General features: G+C 38.0%; 14 protein-coding genes. 7 read left to right on the forward strand and 7 right to left on the reverse strand.

Going from position 1 to position 18657, the window contains the following annotated elements; all coding sequences use genetic code 11:
- Positions 1 to 15: 15 nt before the first annotated feature.
- From EHQ52_RS03835 to EHQ52_RS03850, 4 genes are all read right to left on the reverse strand, one after another.
- Entirely contained in the window at positions 16 to 1164 is a 1149-nt protein-coding gene (locus EHQ52_RS03835) for a DUF445 family protein (protein WP_135613937.1), read from the reverse strand.
- The gene (locus tag EHQ52_RS03840) at positions 1164 to 3641 is read right to left on the reverse strand and encodes a hypothetical protein (protein WP_135613938.1); all 2478 of its coding nucleotides are present in this window, start codon (positions 3639 to 3641) and stop codon (positions 1164 to 1166) included. Before EHQ52_RS03840 ends, EHQ52_RS03835 begins: the two co-directional genes overlap by 1 nt.
- Positions 3642 to 3736: 95 nt before the next feature.
- Positions 3737 to 3871, reverse strand: a complete 135-nt coding sequence (locus EHQ52_RS20305) for a hypothetical protein (RefSeq protein WP_008589440.1) — start codon at positions 3869 to 3871, stop codon at positions 3737 to 3739.
- A gap of 146 nt (positions 3872 to 4017) precedes the next feature.
- Entirely contained in the window at positions 4018 to 6063 is a 2046-nt protein-coding gene (locus EHQ52_RS03850; RefSeq protein WP_244244777.1) for a PP2C family protein-serine/threonine phosphatase, read from the reverse strand.
- A 192-nt stretch (positions 6064 to 6255) separates the two neighbouring features.
- Between EHQ52_RS03850 and EHQ52_RS03855 the strand changes: the two genes are divergently transcribed.
- The 4 genes from EHQ52_RS03855 (at position 6256) to EHQ52_RS03870 (ending at position 10207) form a co-directional block, all read left to right on the forward strand.
- Positions 6256 to 7305, forward strand: coding sequence for a sulfate ABC transporter substrate-binding protein (locus tag EHQ52_RS03855; RefSeq protein ID WP_135613940.1), 1050 nt, complete (start codon positions 6256 to 6258; stop codon positions 7303 to 7305).
- A 104-nt stretch (positions 7306 to 7409) separates the two neighbouring features.
- On the forward strand, positions 7410 to 8237 hold the full coding sequence (gene cysT / locus EHQ52_RS03860) for a sulfate ABC transporter permease subunit CysT (protein WP_135613941.1): 828 nt from the start codon (positions 7410 to 7412) through the stop codon (positions 8235 to 8237).
- Positions 8234 to 9124 (forward strand): sulfate ABC transporter permease subunit CysW, encoded by an 891-nt coding sequence (cysW, locus tag EHQ52_RS03865; protein WP_135613942.1) that lies wholly within the window; start codon positions 8234 to 8236, stop codon positions 9122 to 9124. Before cysT ends, cysW begins: the two co-directional genes overlap by 4 nt.
- A 9-nt stretch (positions 9125 to 9133) precedes the next feature.
- On the forward strand, positions 9134 to 10207 hold the full coding sequence (locus tag EHQ52_RS03870; RefSeq protein ID WP_135613943.1) for a sulfate/molybdate ABC transporter ATP-binding protein: 1074 nt from the start codon (positions 9134 to 9136) through the stop codon (positions 10205 to 10207).
- Positions 10208 to 10277: 70 nt separating this feature from the next.
- On the opposite strand, the gene lfb1 is transcribed toward EHQ52_RS03870, so the two are convergent.
- Both lfb1 and EHQ52_RS03880 read right to left on the reverse strand, forming a co-directional pair.
- Positions 10278 to 10637 (reverse strand): LIC10280 family protein, encoded by a 360-nt coding sequence (gene lfb1, locus EHQ52_RS03875; protein WP_135613944.1) that lies wholly within the window; start codon positions 10635 to 10637, stop codon positions 10278 to 10280.
- Between the two features lie 100 nt (positions 10638 to 10737).
- On the reverse strand, positions 10738 to 13974 hold the full coding sequence (locus EHQ52_RS03880) for a carboxyl transferase domain-containing protein (protein WP_135613945.1): 3237 nt from the start codon (positions 13972 to 13974) through the stop codon (positions 10738 to 10740).
- Positions 13975 to 14173: 199 nt separating this feature from the next.
- Between EHQ52_RS03880 and EHQ52_RS03885 the strand changes: the two genes are divergently transcribed.
- A complete protein-coding gene (locus tag EHQ52_RS03885; RefSeq protein ID WP_135613946.1) occupies positions 14174 to 15319 on the forward strand; it encodes a TauD/TfdA family dioxygenase in 1146 nt (381 codons plus the stop codon).
- Positions 15320 to 15358: 39 nt separating this feature from the next.
- On the opposite strand, the gene EHQ52_RS03890 is transcribed toward EHQ52_RS03885, so the two are convergent.
- Positions 15359 to 16276 (reverse strand): LysR family transcriptional regulator, encoded by a 918-nt coding sequence (locus EHQ52_RS03890; RefSeq protein WP_135613947.1) that lies wholly within the window; start codon positions 16274 to 16276, stop codon positions 15359 to 15361.
- A 148-nt stretch (positions 16277 to 16424) separates the two neighbouring features.
- Here EHQ52_RS03890 and EHQ52_RS03895 point away from each other — a divergent pair, with 148 nt between their 5' ends.
- On the forward strand, positions 16425 to 17339 hold the full coding sequence (locus tag EHQ52_RS03895) for an NAD(P)/FAD-dependent oxidoreductase (protein WP_135613948.1): 915 nt from the start codon (positions 16425 to 16427) through the stop codon (positions 17337 to 17339).
- A 56-nt stretch (positions 17340 to 17395) separates the two neighbouring features.
- Entirely contained in the window at positions 17396 to 18451 is a 1056-nt protein-coding gene (locus EHQ52_RS03900) for a hypothetical protein (protein WP_135613949.1), read from the forward strand.
- The last annotated feature ends 206 nt before the right edge of the window (positions 18452 to 18657 follow it).

Consider the following 18657-nt stretch of genomic DNA (forward strand, 5'->3'; position numbering starts at 1 on the left):
AAATTATGCAAGAGATTATAATCCTAATTTTCCTTCGAATAATAAGACGATACATCCTATTGCAGATCCAACTAAAAAACCCAATAAACTTCCGTTGATCCTGATCTTCTCTAGTACTCTTCTGGTTTTTAGTTCTAAATTTTCCCTGAATTGTTTGGGTTCCAATAATTTCAGCCCTTTAGAGATCTGTTCCCCCACATATTGCGAAACGGATTCGTTCGTTTTAGAACTTAAAAATTCCAAGAAGGAGCGGATCGGTCCGTATTCTCTTAGATTTTCTAATTTAGAAATTTCTTCTTTATGTGTCAGAACAACTTCACTGATCAATCGATTCAATTGTTCTCTGCCGAAATCCGCTAAGGCACGAACAGCTTCTTCTCTTCTCTCAACTGGAAACTCGTTCCAGGAACCTATATATAATTCTACACATTCGGAGAATATGGAGTATAATTCAAATAGGACTTCTTCCTCTTCAGTTTCAAAATCTTTTCCTTCTTTTAGGCCTTCTCCGAATTCTTTGATCCTTTTTTGTGGATCGATAAGCCAGATCAAAGGTTTTGCAAGAAAAGAAAGTCCTTTAGTAATTCTTTGGACCCTTTCTCCGAAATCCTGATGATCTGAAACCTTCATCAGGGTTTCTCCCACCAAGAACCGAACAGTGGAGAGTATTTCCTTGCGACTATTCAATTCATGTAAGATTTGTTTATCTGCACCTGAAAATTTAAAATTAGAAACATATAATACTATATCTTCTTCTATTTTGTCCCAGATCAGATTTAAGAATTCTCTGACTTCTTTTTCTCCTTTCAGATGTTTGTCTAAAAGTTCTCTGATCGCCTGGATATTTTCAGGTTCATCCAAGATCCCGTCTAAATAGGATTTTAATTTATGTTCACTGATCAGGTCAGAAGAAACCCAGCGGCCAATTTCTTCTGCGATTGTTTCACTTTCGGATTCAACTGCTTTATAAGTTTTCCAAACAGCAAACCAATCACAAATCGCTCCGACGAGTCCACCTTCTAAGCCGTGAATGAAAATATTCCCCCAAATATAAAGGCTCCATTTTTGCCAGAGCCCTAAAATGAGAATACTTCCGAACAACACTAAAAGTGAATTCGAAACGAATTGAAGTTTAGAGTACGGTTTATTGCCGTACAGTTCCATTAACGGAAAAACCACCTTCCTTTCACAAAGGAAGAGAATATAAAGAAAATTGGCAGAAGGAAAAGGACGATAGTCAAGAAGACTGAATTCCCCTTAATAAATTTCAGATCAGAATTCTGTTTTTGAGAACAAACCAAAATTTCATTCCTCTGGGTCTGGAATAATATTCCACCTTCCGCATCTTCCCAACTAGGAAAGAAGGATCTTCGAATAAGTTTACAATTATGATTTTCTAATGTAGATTGTTCCTGCTTTTCTGCAGAAGAAATTTCAGGTCCTGCAAAAATTTCTTCATCCGAATAAATACGAGGTAAGATCGGGAGTTCAGGTAATAATACTGGTTCTTTAGGTTTTTCTTTTACAGGGAAAAATCTGCCTAAAAATTCATTTCTATCTGAGAATGAAAGATCTCCGTATTTGGATTTGAATTCTTCCTTCCAAGTATTATGCTCTTTAGGAACATTCAATACTAGCAAACCCTGGAACCAATTATTATAATTAGGTCCGATTGCTTCTATTTCCTTTTTGCCGATACGAGCGAATACGATTCCTGCATCTAATCCTTCGTGCAAGATCGCTTCGTTTGTATTATACAAGAATCTTTTTGGGCGAAGTGATTTACCTCCGCTCAGTTCCTTATAATCAGCAACTCCCCAAGGTTTTTCAGTCAGGACCGCAATATCTGCACCTGGATTTTTTACCTTAAATAGGAATAAGAAAGATTTATTCTCCAATTCTTTTTCGTAAGTTTCAGAAGGAGAATCATTTGTGCGCAATCCTTCTCTATTCACCCAACCTCTTACTAATTCAAAACGAGTCGGATTTAGTTTTAGGATTTTATAAAGTTTTTCAGTGGAACCTATAATATAAGAAGTTCCGTTCGCCTGCAAAAATCTGTGGAGCCCAATACCTGCATCTTCCAAAGAAAGTTCTTCTTCATACCCTGGATTTTTTTTCCAAGCAGTCCATGGGAGATAGCGACTTAAATAAGGTTGAAGCGCAAGAGAAGTCAAAGAAGCATCCGCTTCCATTCCTAATAAACTTCTATGACCTGCTCTTCTGATCAACAGTCCCAATGTAAAAGGACTGTCCCCCCATTTTCTATGAGAGTCGATTTCTGGAAAAATTTTAGAATCTTTAGGAAGTTCCGAAAGTGCAACTTCTACATCTTTCATTTCCATAGCTGAGAAACTGTCTTTTAAGAATGTAGTATTCTCTTTCCATTCTAACTCTGGATGCCATAAGAAGAATCTTACTAATGCAAAGAACAAAAGTGCAGCGACTGAATATTGCGCGGTCAAAGAAGAAGTTCTATTTTTCAGCAAATGAACTGCAGTTTCCAAACCCGAAAAAGTTAAAAATAATAAAGAAAGATCTAATGCTCTATACCAAGGAAATCCTAAACCAGGGAAAAATTTAGAAAGAGACGTATCCACGCCGATCCAATAAAAGATCAAACTCGCAAAAAACACAAACCTGGAAGCAGGTGGAAAAATTTTACGTTTTAGAATAGAACGAATTCCTAATAGAAAGAGCGCTGGGAATACTACCTGTATCCAATGTAATCCTATGATAAAATTCCATAAGAAAGCGATCACTCCACTTCCTTCCCAAATCGGCTTTAATGCTCCTGAGCCTAAAATAGAGATCAGTCCGGGAGTCGTATCCATTGGGAAAGTTTCCGCACGGTACGAAGAATATTTCAAAAAATTCCACCAAACAGGCGTAGCTACAATCAATGGAATGAAGAATGCGATGGAAAATGCTCTTTTCCCAAGCTCTTCTCCTAAGAATAAGAAATAGATTAAAAGGGAAACTAGATAGAACAAAGAAGAAGGAAGATCCGAATAATAAACGCAAGCGCTTACTACCAGATATTTAGAAAGAGAGGATAATTTTCCCGTGGTCCTATATTTTTCTAAATAATAAAAACCTAATAAACTCCAACCGAGTCCGAAAAATCCTGTCACAGAACCACTGAATAAGCCGACTAAGGAAAGTCCGAACGGCTCTTCTCCCGCGCATAAAAAGAAGAACAGAAGCCCTGACATTGCAAGCATCACAGTATTTGCTCTATGATTTGTCTCACTTAGGAGCAAAAGACTGAACTTGATAAATGCATACGTAAAAAGTAATATAGAAAGAAGAACTCCTATATTAAAAGAAAGAGAAAGTGAGGACCAGAAGAAGACAGTTTTATGAAGTACGGCGACCATAAAATAGAAGAATGGAGGCTGAAAGTAGAAGACAGGCATCCCAGAAAACCAGCGGCTATCATAACCCAAAGATTGTCCATTATCCAAAAATGAATCGTAGATCTCTGCCAAATGGGTTTGGGCATGAAGGCTCCAACCAGAGAGAGTATCTTCGCTAAATAAAAATCTGAATTTGATAATAAGAACTAAGAATGAGGCGAGAAGTAATAAGGGCCTTCGCCAAGCCGGAGCAAGTCTCCATTTTTTCTGAAAAAAAGGCATGCCGAGAGGGTAAGGAAAACCCCTGGAATTGACAAGCAAAAGAGGATATTAAGGGGAAGGATTCGCCCCGAGAGCTCGGGGCAAAAAGAGGAAGACTATTCCTCTTTTACATTCTCTTGAACGTACTTTCTAAATTCAGCTTCGCTCATCTTGTCCGCATATAATGGATACAGAGCCGTAATCAACTCTTCCAAGGTGGGGAATTTTGCCCCGTCGAGCTTGAATGCCATAGGGTCCTCTACAAGGTAACGATTTCGGGATCCATTCTTAAAAGTATGGACCCGTTCACCTTCTCTCTAACCATGATTTTCGGGGTCCAATACAATAAAACTAGAAAACGTTCCGATATTCCCGAAAGAATAAATGTTTTTCTAACCTAGGAACGTTGGTCTTCTATTCCCAAGACTAGTATATCGTCCTTGGGTTCAGAAGTTCCTAAAAATCTGAATAGATCTTCTTGGATGCCGCTTAATAATTCTTCTAAACTTTGAGTGTCTCCAGTTCTTAGGGAGGCGAGCACCCTTTCTATTCCATAAAAATCTCCAGGAAGTCTGGAAGATTCAGTGAGTCCGTCCGTAAAACAGAGAATCCTAAAACCTGGAGTGAGTAGTATCTCCTTATCTTCGAAATGGAAATTTTCTAAAAGACCTACTAACGGATTTTCGCATTCGATGATATGTTCTTCGTCTTTTGTCTGTACTAAAACTGGAGGAGATCCTGCCAAAGAAAGAGTGAGATTTTTTCCATCAGGTGAAATTTCTAAAATGGATGCGGAGAAGAATGTGGAAACATTTCCATACTTACCATGGAATTGGGAGCCAATCTCTGAGAGTAATTTTCCAGGACTTTCTTCTTTTAATCTAAGGTCTTCGTAAACACTTCGGATCAGTATTGTGATAAGTGCTGCCTGTATCCCATGTCCGGTTGCATCTGCTAAAAAGATGCGGATCTTTCCGCTTGGAAGTTCTGTGATATCATAAAGATCTCCGCCTACTTCTGCCAATGGTTTATGGAGGATCCCAAATTTGATTTGCCCTATCTTCTTTGCAGTGGCATCTTCTAAATTTAAGAGTCCTTTTTGGATCTCTCTTGCAACATTCAGATCATTTTGGATAAGACGAAGTGCATTTCTAAGTTGTTTGGTCCTCTCTTCTACCCTTCTTTCTAAATTCCTGGAAAGATCCAAAAGTCTGTCCAAACTTTCAGAACTTCTGATAGATAAGAATACAGACTGAGCAACTATAAATACGAATGCGCCAATATTTGTAAAATATCCTGTATCCAAATAGAATGTCGCGTATAAGATATCGTGGATCATCGCAGCATATACAAACACGAAACCAGCTAGAATGATGAGTGCACCTTTTCTTCTTCTTAAAGAAGCTTTAGTAAGAGAAAATAATCCGAGTGTTCCTGCAAGAAACGCCACCAGATAATAAATAGTAATGGTGAAAGTGAATATTCTGACAGGAAATACTAAAACTACAATACAAGCACCAATCGCGATCCACCATACAAGATCTACAAGGATCCGTTTTAACTCTCTAGGAAAAACGGAAAGTATATAACTTAAAAAAACAGGGATTGCTAGGTAAAATGTAACGTATTCTATCCTGACATAGTGATGGTATTTTAGAAAATCAAGATATTCTGAAATGATCCTTGTGCCTGAGAATAAACCTCTTGCCGCCATGATCACGCAGTAGGTCCCAAAATACATGGAGGCAGCTTCTCCCCTTCGCACAACAGCATAGATAAGATGGAGTAGACCTATACAGAATAATCCTCCTGCTAAGAATAGATCCAAAAATCTTTCTGCATTCCATGTCTTCTCTACGGTAGAAGCAGTTCCAAATCGAATAGGTGCCCAAAAACCTCCCAGTCTATGGTCCCTATTTGCGATCTGCATGTCTATATGCAGATCCTCTCCCTCAGGAGTGAACTTCACTAGTTTATTACACCAGGCAGGTTTGACTTCAAAAATGGTAATATCAGAAGAAGAAGGAAATTCCACTTCTCCGCAAGAGGCTAAAAGTTTGCCATTCACATACAAAAAGTAAGAAGAGCTTTGCTCTTGTAAGATAAATGCAAGTTCTCCATAATTTCTATTTAGTTTAAGATTAAGTTCATAGGTTCCATAACCTTCCCCCAATCTAGATCCGTTCTTACCATTCCAGGAAGAAGGTACACTGACTATCTCGTAGGAGTTCTGACTTTCTGATCCTGAACTTTTCCAGTACAACCATTTGAATTTCCAGAGCCCAGAAAGTAGAATTGGCCCCTGCTCTTCCAAATCATAATTTTTTAATTCAAGTACTCCCTGGACAATAGAAGGATGTTCTACTTTTGAAAAAGATTCGGAACATCCAGAAAAGAAGAATGGGAAAAATATCAGAATTAAGAGTGTGAAGGCCTTATTCATTTTTTGGAAAATCCGCTTTAACCGAAGTCTGAGGGATCGAATCAAAAAAGCGTTCAAAATAGGAAAAAAATGTTTTAAAATATAAAACCCTTCTTGACAAAAAGAAAGGCATTCCGACTATAACAGATAAATATCCAATTTATTGGATAAAAATTCCGACTTATCGTCGGAAGGGACGTAAAAGTGAACCTTATGAAAGCAAAATCTAATAATTCTGTACTACGGTCAATTGCCAAAGGAATCGGCGCCCTGGCCTTAACCGGTATCTTCTCTTTATCCGCTTACGCGAATGACACCTTATTAAACGTTTCTTTCGACCCGACCAGGGAGCTTTACGAAGAAATTAATAAGAAATTCGTAGAATCTTGGAAGAAGAAGTCTGGCAAAGACCTTACTATCCAACAATCCCATGGCGGATCCGGAAAACAAGCTAGAGCGGTAATCGACGGATTAGAAGCGGATGTAGTAACTCTTGCACTCGCTTATGATATCGATAGCATCGTTACCAACGGTGGATCTGTTTCTAAAGATTGGGAGAAAGCATTCCCGAACCATTCTACTCCATACTACTCTACAATCGTTTTCTTAGTTAGAAAAGGTAACCCTAAAGCGATCAAAGATTGGGACGATGTTGTAAAACCAGGGATTGGAGTGATCACACCAAACCCTAAAACTTCTGGTGGAGCTCGTTGGAATTATTTAGCAGCTTGGGGATTCGCTAAGAAAAAATACAAAACAGAAGAAGCTGCAACTCAGTTCGTTAAAAATCTCTATAAGAACACTTCTGTCCTGGACACTGGTGCCAGAGGATCCACTACTACTTTCGTTCAAAGGGGAATCGGTGATGTTCTTCTTGCTTGGGAAAATGAAGCAGAACTTGCTCTATCCGAGTCCAGAAAAGCAAACGGTGGAGTCGCTCAGTTCGAAGTGGTTTATCCAAGCACAAGTATCCTTGCTGAAACTCCTGTAGCAATCGTTGAAAAAGTGGCTGCTAAAAAAGGAACCACTGAAGTAGCAAAAGCTTACCTGGAATTCTTATACACTAAAGAAGGCCAAGAAATCGTCGCTAAACATTTCTTCCGTCCAAATGATGCAGCTATCCTAAAAGCGAATGTTGCTAAATTCCCTAAACTTCAATTATTCGATGTAAGAAGTATTGAAGGTTCTTGGGCGGCAGCTCATAAAAAACATTTCGCTGACGGTGGTCTTTTTGACTCAATCTACGGCGAAGCAAAGAAGTAAGTAGGAACTCCAACTGACATTGATAAAAAGGGAGCCGCCTCAAGGCGGCTCTTGGTTTGACGAAATAGAGCGTTTCTCAAGAATCGACTCAAAGGGTTTCCTGTTTGAAGCTAATTTTTCGTCCTTATTCTAAAACAAGCTTTGGTCTGTCCTTGGGGCTCACTGTCTTCTACCTAAGCCTTCTAGTAATCATTCCATTATCCGCATTATTTTTCAAATCTGCAACCTTAGGTGTTTCTGGACTTTGGGAAGTTCTTTCTGAGGATCGAATTAAACAGGCTCTGTATTTAAGTTTTGGAGCGGGCGGAGTCGCAGCCGTTATCAATCTATTCGTAGGATTTTTATTTGCCTGGGTTTTGGTTCGTTATGATTTCCCTGGTAAAAAAATCTTAGATTCACTCGTGGATCTTCCATTCACTCTTCCTACAGCGGTTGCTGGTATCGCGCTTACCACAATCTATGCACCTAACGGTTTTATAGGAAAATATTTCGAAGCTTATGGGATCAAGATCGCATACACCCCGATCGGGATTGTGATCGCTTTGGTATTCATTGGATTTCCTTTCGTAGTTAGAACTGTTCAACCAATCTTAGAAGATCTTCCTAAAGAACTGGAAGAAAGTGCATATTGTTTAGGAGCGAATAGATTCCAAACATTCGCAAAAGTTATTTTACCAGAGTTGATTCCTTCTCTACTCGCAGGAACCAGTATGGCGTTTGCAAGAGGGATTGGAGAATACGGATCAGTTGTTTTTATTTCAGGAAACCTTCCAGGAAAAACTGAAATTCTTCCGCTACTCATAGTTACCAAATTGGAACAGTACGAATACGCAAAGGCCACCGGGATCGCGGTACTAATGCTCGTTCTATCCTTTACGATCATGTTTGGGATTAACTATCTGCAAAACAGAGCCTCTAGGAGACTAGGATGAAAGAAGCAGAATCTGTTTGGATCCGCTTAACTCTGATCGTTTCGGTCTTAGTGCTTGCGTTCATCATTCTAATCTTACCGATCACAGTAGTTTTTTTAGAAGCATTTGCTCAAGGTTGGGACGCTTATTTACAAGGATTACAAGATAGCGACACGATCGCCGCAATGTTAATGACATTGAAGGTAGCAGCGATAGCAGTTCCTTTGAATACTGTATTCGGATTGATAGCTGCATTTCTATTAACCAGGTTCGAATTCCCAGGTAAAAATATTTTACTTACCATTATAGATTCACCTTTTGCAGTTTCCCCCGTAATATCTGGTCTTATCTTCCTATTACTTTTTGGAAAACAAGGATGGATGGGAGATGTATTAGAAGAATGGAATATTAAGATCGTATTCAATACTCCAGGCCTTGTAATAGCAACTGTGTTTATCACACTTCCTTTTGTTGCAAGAGAACTAATCCCTTTAATGCAAAGTCAGGGAAAAGAAGAAGAGGAAGCTGGGATTTTACTCGGTGCTTCTCTCTACCAAACATTTATCAAAATTATTATCCCGAATATTAAATGGGGACTATTATACGGATTAATTCTTTGTAACGCGAGAGCGATGGGAGAATTCGGAGCGGTTTCCGTATTATCAGGGCATATCCGTGGAAAAACGAATACATTGCCTCTACAAATAGAAATGTTGTACAATGAGTATAATTCTGTGGGAGCATTTTCTGCGGCTTCTGTACTTGTATTCCTTTCCTTACTTACCCTACTCTTAAAAACAATTTTAGAAAGAAATCTTCATCGAAGAGAAGAGATAGTGATTCCTGAAGAACTTGTCGGGGAAAAAAATTCAAAAAAAAAGAAAGGTCCTCAGGATTTTCAGATTTAGGAGTATAGAATGTCCATAGAGATTCGAAATGTAAGCAAACGATTCGGAAAATTCCAAGCCTTGGACCAAGTGGACCTTACCATTCCTGAAGGAAATCTGGTCGCATTACTTGGACCTTCCGGAAGCGGCAAGACCACTCTACTTAGGATCATTGCAGGCTTAGACACTCCTGACGAAGGCGAAGTATTATTCAATGGAGAAAAATCCAAATCCAAAAATTCCAAGGACAGAGGAGTAGGATTCGTATTCCAACATTATGCTCTCTTCCGTCACATGACAATTTTTGAGAATATCGCATTCGGTCTAAAAGTCCGTCCAAGATCTACAAGACCTTCTAAACAAGAGATCCAAGAGAAAGTATTCCAACTTCTGAAACTTGTTCAGTTAGAAAATTTCCATGCAAGATTTCCTTTCGAGTTATCCGGAGGGCAAAGACAAAGGGTGGCATTAGCAAGAGCTTTAGCAATTGAACCTAAGTTTTTACTTTTGGACGAACCTTTCGGAGCCTTGGATGCAAAAGTTAGAAAAGAATTACGCACCTGGCTCAGAAGACTTCATGATGAGATCCATATTACAAGTGTGTTCGTAACTCATGACCAAGAAGAAGCATTGGAAGTCAGCGATTCTATCGTTATCTTAAGATCCGGAAAAATCGAGCAGATCGGTACTCCTGACGAAGTATATAATAAACCTAAAACTCCTTTCGTATTCCATTTCTTAGGCGATGTAAACCTATTCCATGGAAGGATCCACGAAGGAACTGCAAAGATAGGCGATCTAAATGTAGAAACACCTGAACATTCAGACGTGGTAGATAAAGAAGGAGTTGCTTACGTTAGACCTTATGACGTAGAAATTTCCAGAACTTCTTCCCAAGGTATTCCTGCAGAAATCCAGTATATTCATTCTACCGGTAGAAATGTAAGAATAGAATTAAAACGTTTAGATTCAGGAACTCTAATCGAGTCATTATTAGACCAATCTGCTTTTAAAGAATTGAATCTATTACCTGGTGAAACAGTTTATTTAAGGATCAGAAAAGCCAAAGTATATGTAGAATATTTGGAAGATTTTTCGATCTAATTAGAAAGAATTAGAAAAGAATAATAAAGAAAATCCCCGCATTACCGGGGATTTTTTGTATCAGTAGATCTTATTTGGTCAGTATCTCAGTACCTGTTCCGTTCCCCCAAGTACCTTCTAATCGATTTCCACCATTTTTAACAGTATAGATAACTGGGTAAGTATCGCCCCAATCTACTGTTAAAGTGCTTCCACTCAAAGTACCTGTTCCAGAAAAACTATTTCCTACAGACCATTCAAAATTGTAAGACCCATCCTCATTTAAAGTGATCGTAACACTTCCTTTGTATTTACTTCCGTTCGGATTTGTACCTGTTACCTTATAAGTTCCGTAAACGTTCGAAGTTTGAGCACTCAAATAAGAGAAGGAAATGGTCAAAGCGATCACGGTGAATAAAGCTATAATTTTTGCTTTAGGGTTTCTAAACATGAATACCTCCCAGGTTGAGGGGAAAATCTAAACATAGATCCGGATCTAATCAAGATCTTTATGCGAACTCAGAAAACATTTATTTCCAACTGGAATCTCTCTAAATACAGGAATTGTAGCCTCGGACAATCCATTTTCTGGATTCTGACGGGTCAATCACCGCGTCTATTTCTAGATAAGAAGCCATATTGATCGCCTTTCCTCTTTCGTAAGCTTCAGAAACTAAATGTTCAAATAGAATTTGTCTCTCTTTCCAATCTTTCACTTCTGAAAGTTCCTTTTGATATCCTGTTCTAATTTCTCCTTCAATGCCCATTGCACCAAACTCACCAGTCGGCCAAGAGATTGTAAATACGGGAGAATGAAAACTTCCAGCAGCCATAGCCATTGCACCTAATCCATAACCCTTTCTGAGAATAATCGTGAACACTGGAACTTGTAAAGAAGCACCTGCCTCAAAAAGTTTCGCAGCTTTACGCACGAGTCCTTTCTTCTCAGCTTCCGGTCCTACCATAAAACCAGGTGTATCACAAAGAAATAATATAGGAAGTTTATTAAGGTCGCAAAATTCAGCAAACTCAGAAGCCTTTTCTGCTCCTTCTGCATCGATTGCTCCACCTAAATGAGTTGGATTATTGGCAATCAAACCTAAAGACCTCCCTTCTATTCGGATAAGAGAAGTCACAATTCCTTTTGCAAAATCCTTTTTGAATTCTAAAACAGAATCAGTATCCGCCAGGGAAGAAATGACAGAACGAATATCATAAGACCTCAAACGATTTTCTGGAATTAAGGTCCTTAGGATCTTCTGGTCTTTATATTCGAATTTTCTGATATTTCCTTGGAAATAAGAAAGAGCCTTTTTAGCTGTAAAAACTGCCTCTTCTTCATTCTTCACAAGAATATCAATTACACCATTTTTGGTTTGGACATCTGCAGGACCAATTTCTTCCGCAGAAAAATTACCAAGTCCTCCACTCTTAACCATAACTGGTCCACCCATTCCTATATTAGAATCTTCTGTAGCGATCCTAATATCGCTTGCGCCGAATAATGCAGCATTCCCCGCAAAACATCTTCCTGCAGCGATGGCGATCCTCAGACTTTTTCCTTTTAAACCTGCATATTTACGAAATGTATGTAGATCCAAACCAGCAACTGCTGGCACATCCACTTCTCCGGGACGACCTCCCCCGCCTTCTGTAAAAAACACCAAAGGAAGTTTTTGGCTTTCTACCATTTCCAGAAATCGATCCGTTTTTTTATGGCCTATTGCACCTTGGGTTCCCATAAAAACTGTATAATCATAAGCTAATACAGAAACTCTTGATACATGAGGCTCAAATAGTTCTGCATTCACTGTGCCAAGTCCTGCAATCAGCCCATCTGCAGGACTTAGTTTGATCAATTCTTCGAGAGTTCTTCTTCTTCGTTGGGCAGCAATTGCGAGACTTCCGTATTCTATAAAACTTCCTGGATCACAAAGATCTGCCACATTCTCTCTTGCAGTCCTTTGCCCTCTTTTATGACGTTTGGAAACTGCCTGGGTCCTGGAAATATCTTCATTCAAATATAAACGATCTAAAACTTCTTTCAGGTCAGGACGAATTCGATTCGGATCGATCTCCTCTTCATTTTGCTGTGAAGAATGTTCCAAATCTTCTGCCCGGATCCAAACCAGTGTTTCTCCTTCCGAAACAACCTTTCCTGGCTTGATCAAAACTCTTTCAATGATACCAGTAATTTCAGAATGCAAAAGATGTTCCATCTTCATGGAAGAAAGAAGTGCAATCTTTTCTCCTTTTCTGATCTGCTCTCCTTCTTTAGGATAAATTTCGATCAGACTTCCGGTCATGGGAGAATGAAAAGAATGTAATCCTTCTGGAATGTCTTCTTTAATTTTAGAGTTTTCTAAAACTCCGTTCTGCGCAGGCTCAAAATTATATTTTTTATGTTCTATTGAATTCAAGTTTAGAAGCGTTGAAATATTCTCTTCTATAAACTTAGTCCAAACAGAATATGATTCTAATTCTTTGTTTTTGAATACATTTAGAAGAAGAGGAAGATTTGTTTTGATACCTTCTATCCTAAATTCGGATAATGCGCGATACGCTGAATGGATCAGTTTAGAGAATGTAAGACTTTTAGAATGAACGATCAACTTTGCAAGTAGTGAATCAAAATTAGGACCTAGCTCATAACCTGAATACGCAGAACTATCGACTCTGATCCCTGGACCTGAACTTGGCTCGAATACTTTTATTTTTCCAGAAGAAGGAATGATCTCTCCTTTTTGATCCCAGCTTTCTGAGTTAATCCTGATCTGGATTGCATAACCTTTAGGAGATCCTATGTTTTTCTGATCTAAACCAATCTCTTGGAAAGATTTTCCAGAAGCAATCTCCAGTTGAGCCTCTACAAGATCTACTCCCATAATTTCCTCAGTGATCGTATGTTCCACCTGCAATCTAGGATTGGATTCTATAAAATAAATTTCAGAATCAGGGTTGATCAAAAATTCAAAAGTGCCTAAGCTTCTATAAGAAAGATGAGAAGCAATTTTTAAAGAATAAGTTAGAATCTTTTCTCTGAGTTTTGGATCTAAAAAAGGAGCAGGCGCGATCTCGATTAATTTTTGATTTTTCCTTTGGAGAGAACAATCTCTATCCCAAAAATGCAAAATATTCCCGGAACCATCTCCTAAAACCTGGACTTCTACATGTCTTGCGATCGGTAGATATTTTTCAGCGTATAAATTGGAATTTCCGAATGAATGTAAAGCTTCCTCAGAACAACTCTTGAATATTGTGGCTAATTCTTCGGAGTTATTTACGATCCTAATCCCTCTTCCACCACCTCCGGAAATCGCCTTTAAAAGAAATATTCCATTTTTAGAATGGAATTCTTCTGCTTCTTTCAGATCGATTACCTTACGAAGCCCAGGCAAGGTAGGAACTCCTAAGGATTCTGCGAGTTGGACTGCCTTTAGTTTATCTCCTAATATCTCAAGTGTCTTGGAATCTGGGCCTATAAAATTGATTTTAGAATTTTCACATCTTTTTGCGAAGTCTGGATTCTCACTTAAAAATCCATAACCTGGATGAATGGAATCGCAACCTTCCCGGAGAGCGATGGAAATTATTTCCTCCTGGTCTAAATATGCTTTCGCGCCTCTTCCTTTGAGCGCAAAGGAAACATCAGACGTTAATCTATGCCTGGAATTCAGGTCATCTTCTGAATAGATGGAGACGGTAGGAACTCCTAACGCTCCGGCAGCTCTCGCAATCCGGATGGAAACTTCTCCCCGATTCGCTATTAATAATTTGGATAATTTCATAAGTTGGAGGAAGTTTTGTGAGAAAGTCCCTTAGGTCGATCCAGTTTCCTAGCCGCCTCTAAATTTTGAACGAATACTTAATATAATGTGCATTTGTATAAATCATTATCTATAATAACGATTTTTATTCCAATATATTAGATATACAAATCGAAGCATACCGAAGCTTTCGCTGAAGTGGTTCTTAAGGGGAATCAATATGTCTGCTACTAGTCTTGTTCGATCTTCAGGGAAAAAGAAGGCCCTGGTCAAAAATGCGAATTTATTAAAGAAGAAAACTAGTCCGTCAAAAACTTCAGAAGAAGTCTCTAAATATCTTATCAAAGGTTTAAATCTTCCTATCGTTTATTCTCCTTCTTCTCCGGAGAGAGCAGATCTAAAATTTCTAACAGGCTGGATCAAGAAGAACCATAAAGAAATACAAAGAGATCTATTAATCTATGGAGCGATTCTATTCAGAGGTTTTAATATAGGTTCTTCCGAAAATTTTGAAAAGGTTGCTTTGGGTTTGGATCCTAATTTGTCTGAAGCATATTTGGGCACTTCTCCCAGAGATAAAAAGACAAAGTTTGTTCATACAGCGAGTGAACTTCCTTCTGCTTATCCTATCATGCAACATGCGGAGATGAGTTTCTTAAATAAACCTCCTAAAAAACTTTTCTTTTATGCAAAGGTAGCTCCTAACAAAAACGGAGAAACTCCAATCACAGATCTAAGAACTGTTTTGAGAGATATGCCTTCTCATATTTCAGACAAAGTGGAAAAACAAGGGATCAAGTATATCCGCCATTATGATGGTCCCGGAGCTTCTCGTTATAGTCTATGGAAAACAAAACCTTGGAATGAAATGTTTAAGACTACGGATAAAAAAGAGGCGGAGAAGGAGATAAAAAAGCAGGACTTTGAGCATGAATGGCTGCCAGGAAATAAATTAAGATTAATTAATTCTCAAGTAGGTGTCAGAAAACATCCCATTGCAGGCTCCAAAGCTTGGCATAATCATAGCCAAACATTTCATATAGATTCTCCCAGATTAGAATATAAGTATGTTTTCAAAAGACAGAAAACTGCAAGAGGGCTTGGAGTTTATCTAATCTTGAACCTATTGACCGGAATTAAAAAATTATTCAGTAAATCTGAAGACTTAGATGTTCATGCAACATACGGAGATGGATCAGAAATTTCTAATAAAGATATCAAAACAATTGTAAATGTTTTTTGGAAGAATATCCAAATTTTCTCCTGGCAGAAGGACGATATTCTTTATATAGATAATTATTCAGTTTCTCACGGAAGACTACCATTTGTTGGTCCAAGAGAGATCCAAGTTGCTTGGACTGAATAAGGAAAATCTACACCATAATTGGCGATTTTTTATCTTGATTTAAAGTCTCATCACGTCCATGAGGCATTCCGCATGTTTGTTTTTGATAAAACTACTTTCGGATACAAAACTTAAGAAAGTTTTTAGAGAAGGATTTTGATTTTCCGGAGTATAAAAGACAGAAACAGGTAAATACAATTGTTTGATCGGAACAAATTTAGTGTCAGCAGGTGCAAAATTCTGTGCACCTAAAATTGTAAGAGAAACACCTTTACCTGTGGCCACTAATATAGGGCAACTTTCTCTTTCATTCTTTATATAAACCTTAGGTTTAATACCACTTTGTTTAAATAGAGAAGAGATCGTATCATAAAAACTACCTGAGTCTTTTTTAGGATGTAATATGATGGTCTCATCCTTTAATTCTTTAAACTCAATCTCATCTCTTTTAGCTAGAGGATGTTTTTTAGGAACAAGAACACCAAGCACCTCGTCATGAACTGGATGTTTTTCCAAACGAGGATCAAAAACGTCTCCTTCTAAAAAACAAATATCGAATTGAGCTGATTTTAAACCCTTGATGATCCGATTTCGAGTTTCCTGCTGAAGTTGCAGTTTGATCCGGGGAAATCGATCCTGGAACTCATTGATAATCTGTGGTAAACTCGCCATAAAAGTAGTCGTGGAAAAACCAATACTAAGTCCCCCGGCTTTGAGTTTACCGATAGAACGAACTTCTTTTTCTATTTTCTCTGCTTTCGCAATGATCTCCCTACCTTCTTTCAGAAGATGAACTCCTGCCCCAGTAAGTTTTACATGCCTCGTAGATCTTTCGAATAATTTAGTAGAAAGCTCCTCTTCGAAGGAGGAGATCAATCTTGTCAAAGGAGGTTGGGATATTCCCAAAATTTCAGCACTTTTTCTAAAATTTAATTCCTCGGCAACTACGATGAAAGATCTTAATTTAGATAAATCCATAGATTATTGATACCTAATCGGTATCAATAAAGCAACTAAATTCGGAATAAAATCAAAAAATTCCAGATTTCTACCAAATGTATTTACAGTTTTTAGTATGGTAAAATTTCAATAATTATAATCATCAAAGTTCTTCAAGGAGGACAAAATGAAATTCGATTATGAAGTATTAATTATAGGCGGTGGTCCGGCAGGACTCAGCGCAGCACTTGCTTTAGGAAGAATGAGTAGGACCGCTTTGGTCTGCGACGACAGTCGTCCAAGAAATGCTGCTTCTTCTCATTTGAATAATTTTCCAACAAGAGATGGGATCCATCCAGCTGAATGGAGAAAATTAGTTAGAAAGGATCTAGAAAAATACGATACGATCAATTTTTTCGAAGGAAGTGTTCTTTCTGTAGAAAAATCTATATCAGGCTTTGTTGCCAAATTATCCTCAGATAAAACTTTTCATTTCAAAAAAGTCATTCTTGCATATGGCGTAGAAGACAAATACCTTCCGATCCCTGGTTATAAGGAACTATGGGGTAAATCAATTTTCCATTGTCCTTACTGTCACGGTTTTGAAGTGAGAGGTTCGAAGTTAGGACTAATTGGAAACGGAGAAACATTATTCTATATGCTTCCTCTTATATACGATCTTTCATCCGACTTAATTATTTTTACAAATGGAAAAGCAGAATTCAAGGAAGAGCAAAAAGACTTATTGAATAAGAAAAAAATCCGTTTCATAGAAGATAAGATCACAGGTTTTATATATGAGGGAGAAAAACTAAAAAGTGTCACTTTTGAAAATGGAGAGAATATAGAAAGAGAAGGTCTTTACGCACTTCCCACATTTCCATTCAAACTAAAATCCACAATCGGACAAGAGCTCGGCTGCGAAAAAGACCAAACTGGCTTCTATAAAGTTGGAGAAAGAGGAAAGACAAGTGTAGATGGAGTTTATGCTTGTGGGGATAATGCAAGTGGTGCCCATTCAGTTTTATTAGCTGCAGCTTCTGGAGGAATGGCAGGAGCAGGTGTAGTTCACGAATTATTGAGCGAAAAATTACTTGAGTAGTTTTTATTTAAGTTCTTAAATCTTACAGTCTCATTTAAAACAAAATCGAGCTTGTTATGAAGAAAATCCTTTTGTTTGTTTTACCATGTGGAATGTTCTGGAATTGTTTTACGTTTGCAGTAGCCGCCAAACATTCCAGAAGTATTTCCCAACAAAGAGATCATCTTTCTTTCTTACAGGAAAGCGCAAGAGAGATCCAACAAATATCACGCTCTGAATCAGAACTAAAAGTTATTTATCATGTTGCTGTTTATACATCCAAGGATACAAAAGATAGGGACATCAAAGAGAAAACTATTTGTTTTAGCTTAAAATCTCTTTCTTATGTAGACACTTATTACCAAAGAACAGAATCTTCCCAAACCTGCGGTCAATCTGATCTTTTAAATTTTCAAAACCTTAAGGTAGAAGAAATTCCGGAATTGAAGAACGGAATGTGGATACCGGATCTTGGAGTTGTTCTTTATTCAAAAAAAGGATTCGATAAATTTACTATTCCTTTTCCAGCTCCTTATCAGCTAAGCTCAGGATATTATTATCCCAGAATAGATTATCTGAAATATTTCAAAGGAAGAGAAGTAGTTTCAGCAACATTATTTCAAGGTAATGGTCTCAATAGATACTTACGTTTGCAATTGGAAACGAAGGAGGAGATCTATCTATACGGAGGAGGAAGTGGGTTTCAGATCTTTTTAAACCATTTGGAAAAGCCTGTAAAAAAAATTCCTGACAATATAAAAATAGCAAAAGAAGAAGAGTTAGAAATTAGAAAATTCATTATACCAAAGGAAGAAAAACTTATAGCAGTCCAATATGAATATCCTGATACCAGTGGAATTTTTAGGACTGAGAGCAAAGTTTTTAAGATTACCGGAGCCGTTCAGGATTTAAGAAGTGGGATCCTATTTATATCATTACCTTATCGTTTGAACACAAAGGAAGACGAGAAAGGAATCTGGAGCTTATATCCGGCCTTGTATCCATTTTCGATCGTATTGGATATAGCAACATCACCCTTACAACTGCTTTCGATGTTAGCATTCGGATATGACGGCCATTTTTATCTTTGGGGTTGTATCCTTGCTAGAAAATGTGCAGGCCCGATGGGATAACTAGGCTGATCTTTTGTAGGAGCTCCAACACCACAATAAAGATCCAAAATATGAGAATTCGCACAGAGAGTTTAATCTCAAATCTCAGTGTTGATATAAATTAATTTAGATTATTGAAATGAAGAGGAAGCCTCTTCGAAAACATATAGAGTAGCGTGACTCACCGAATTGTTACACCCCCAGCCCTTGCAAGCAAGGACTGGGTT

The organism is Leptospira koniambonensis (assembly GCF_004769555.1).
GTDB classification, from domain to species: Bacteria; Spirochaetota; Leptospiria; order Leptospirales; family Leptospiraceae; genus Leptospira_B; species Leptospira_B koniambonensis.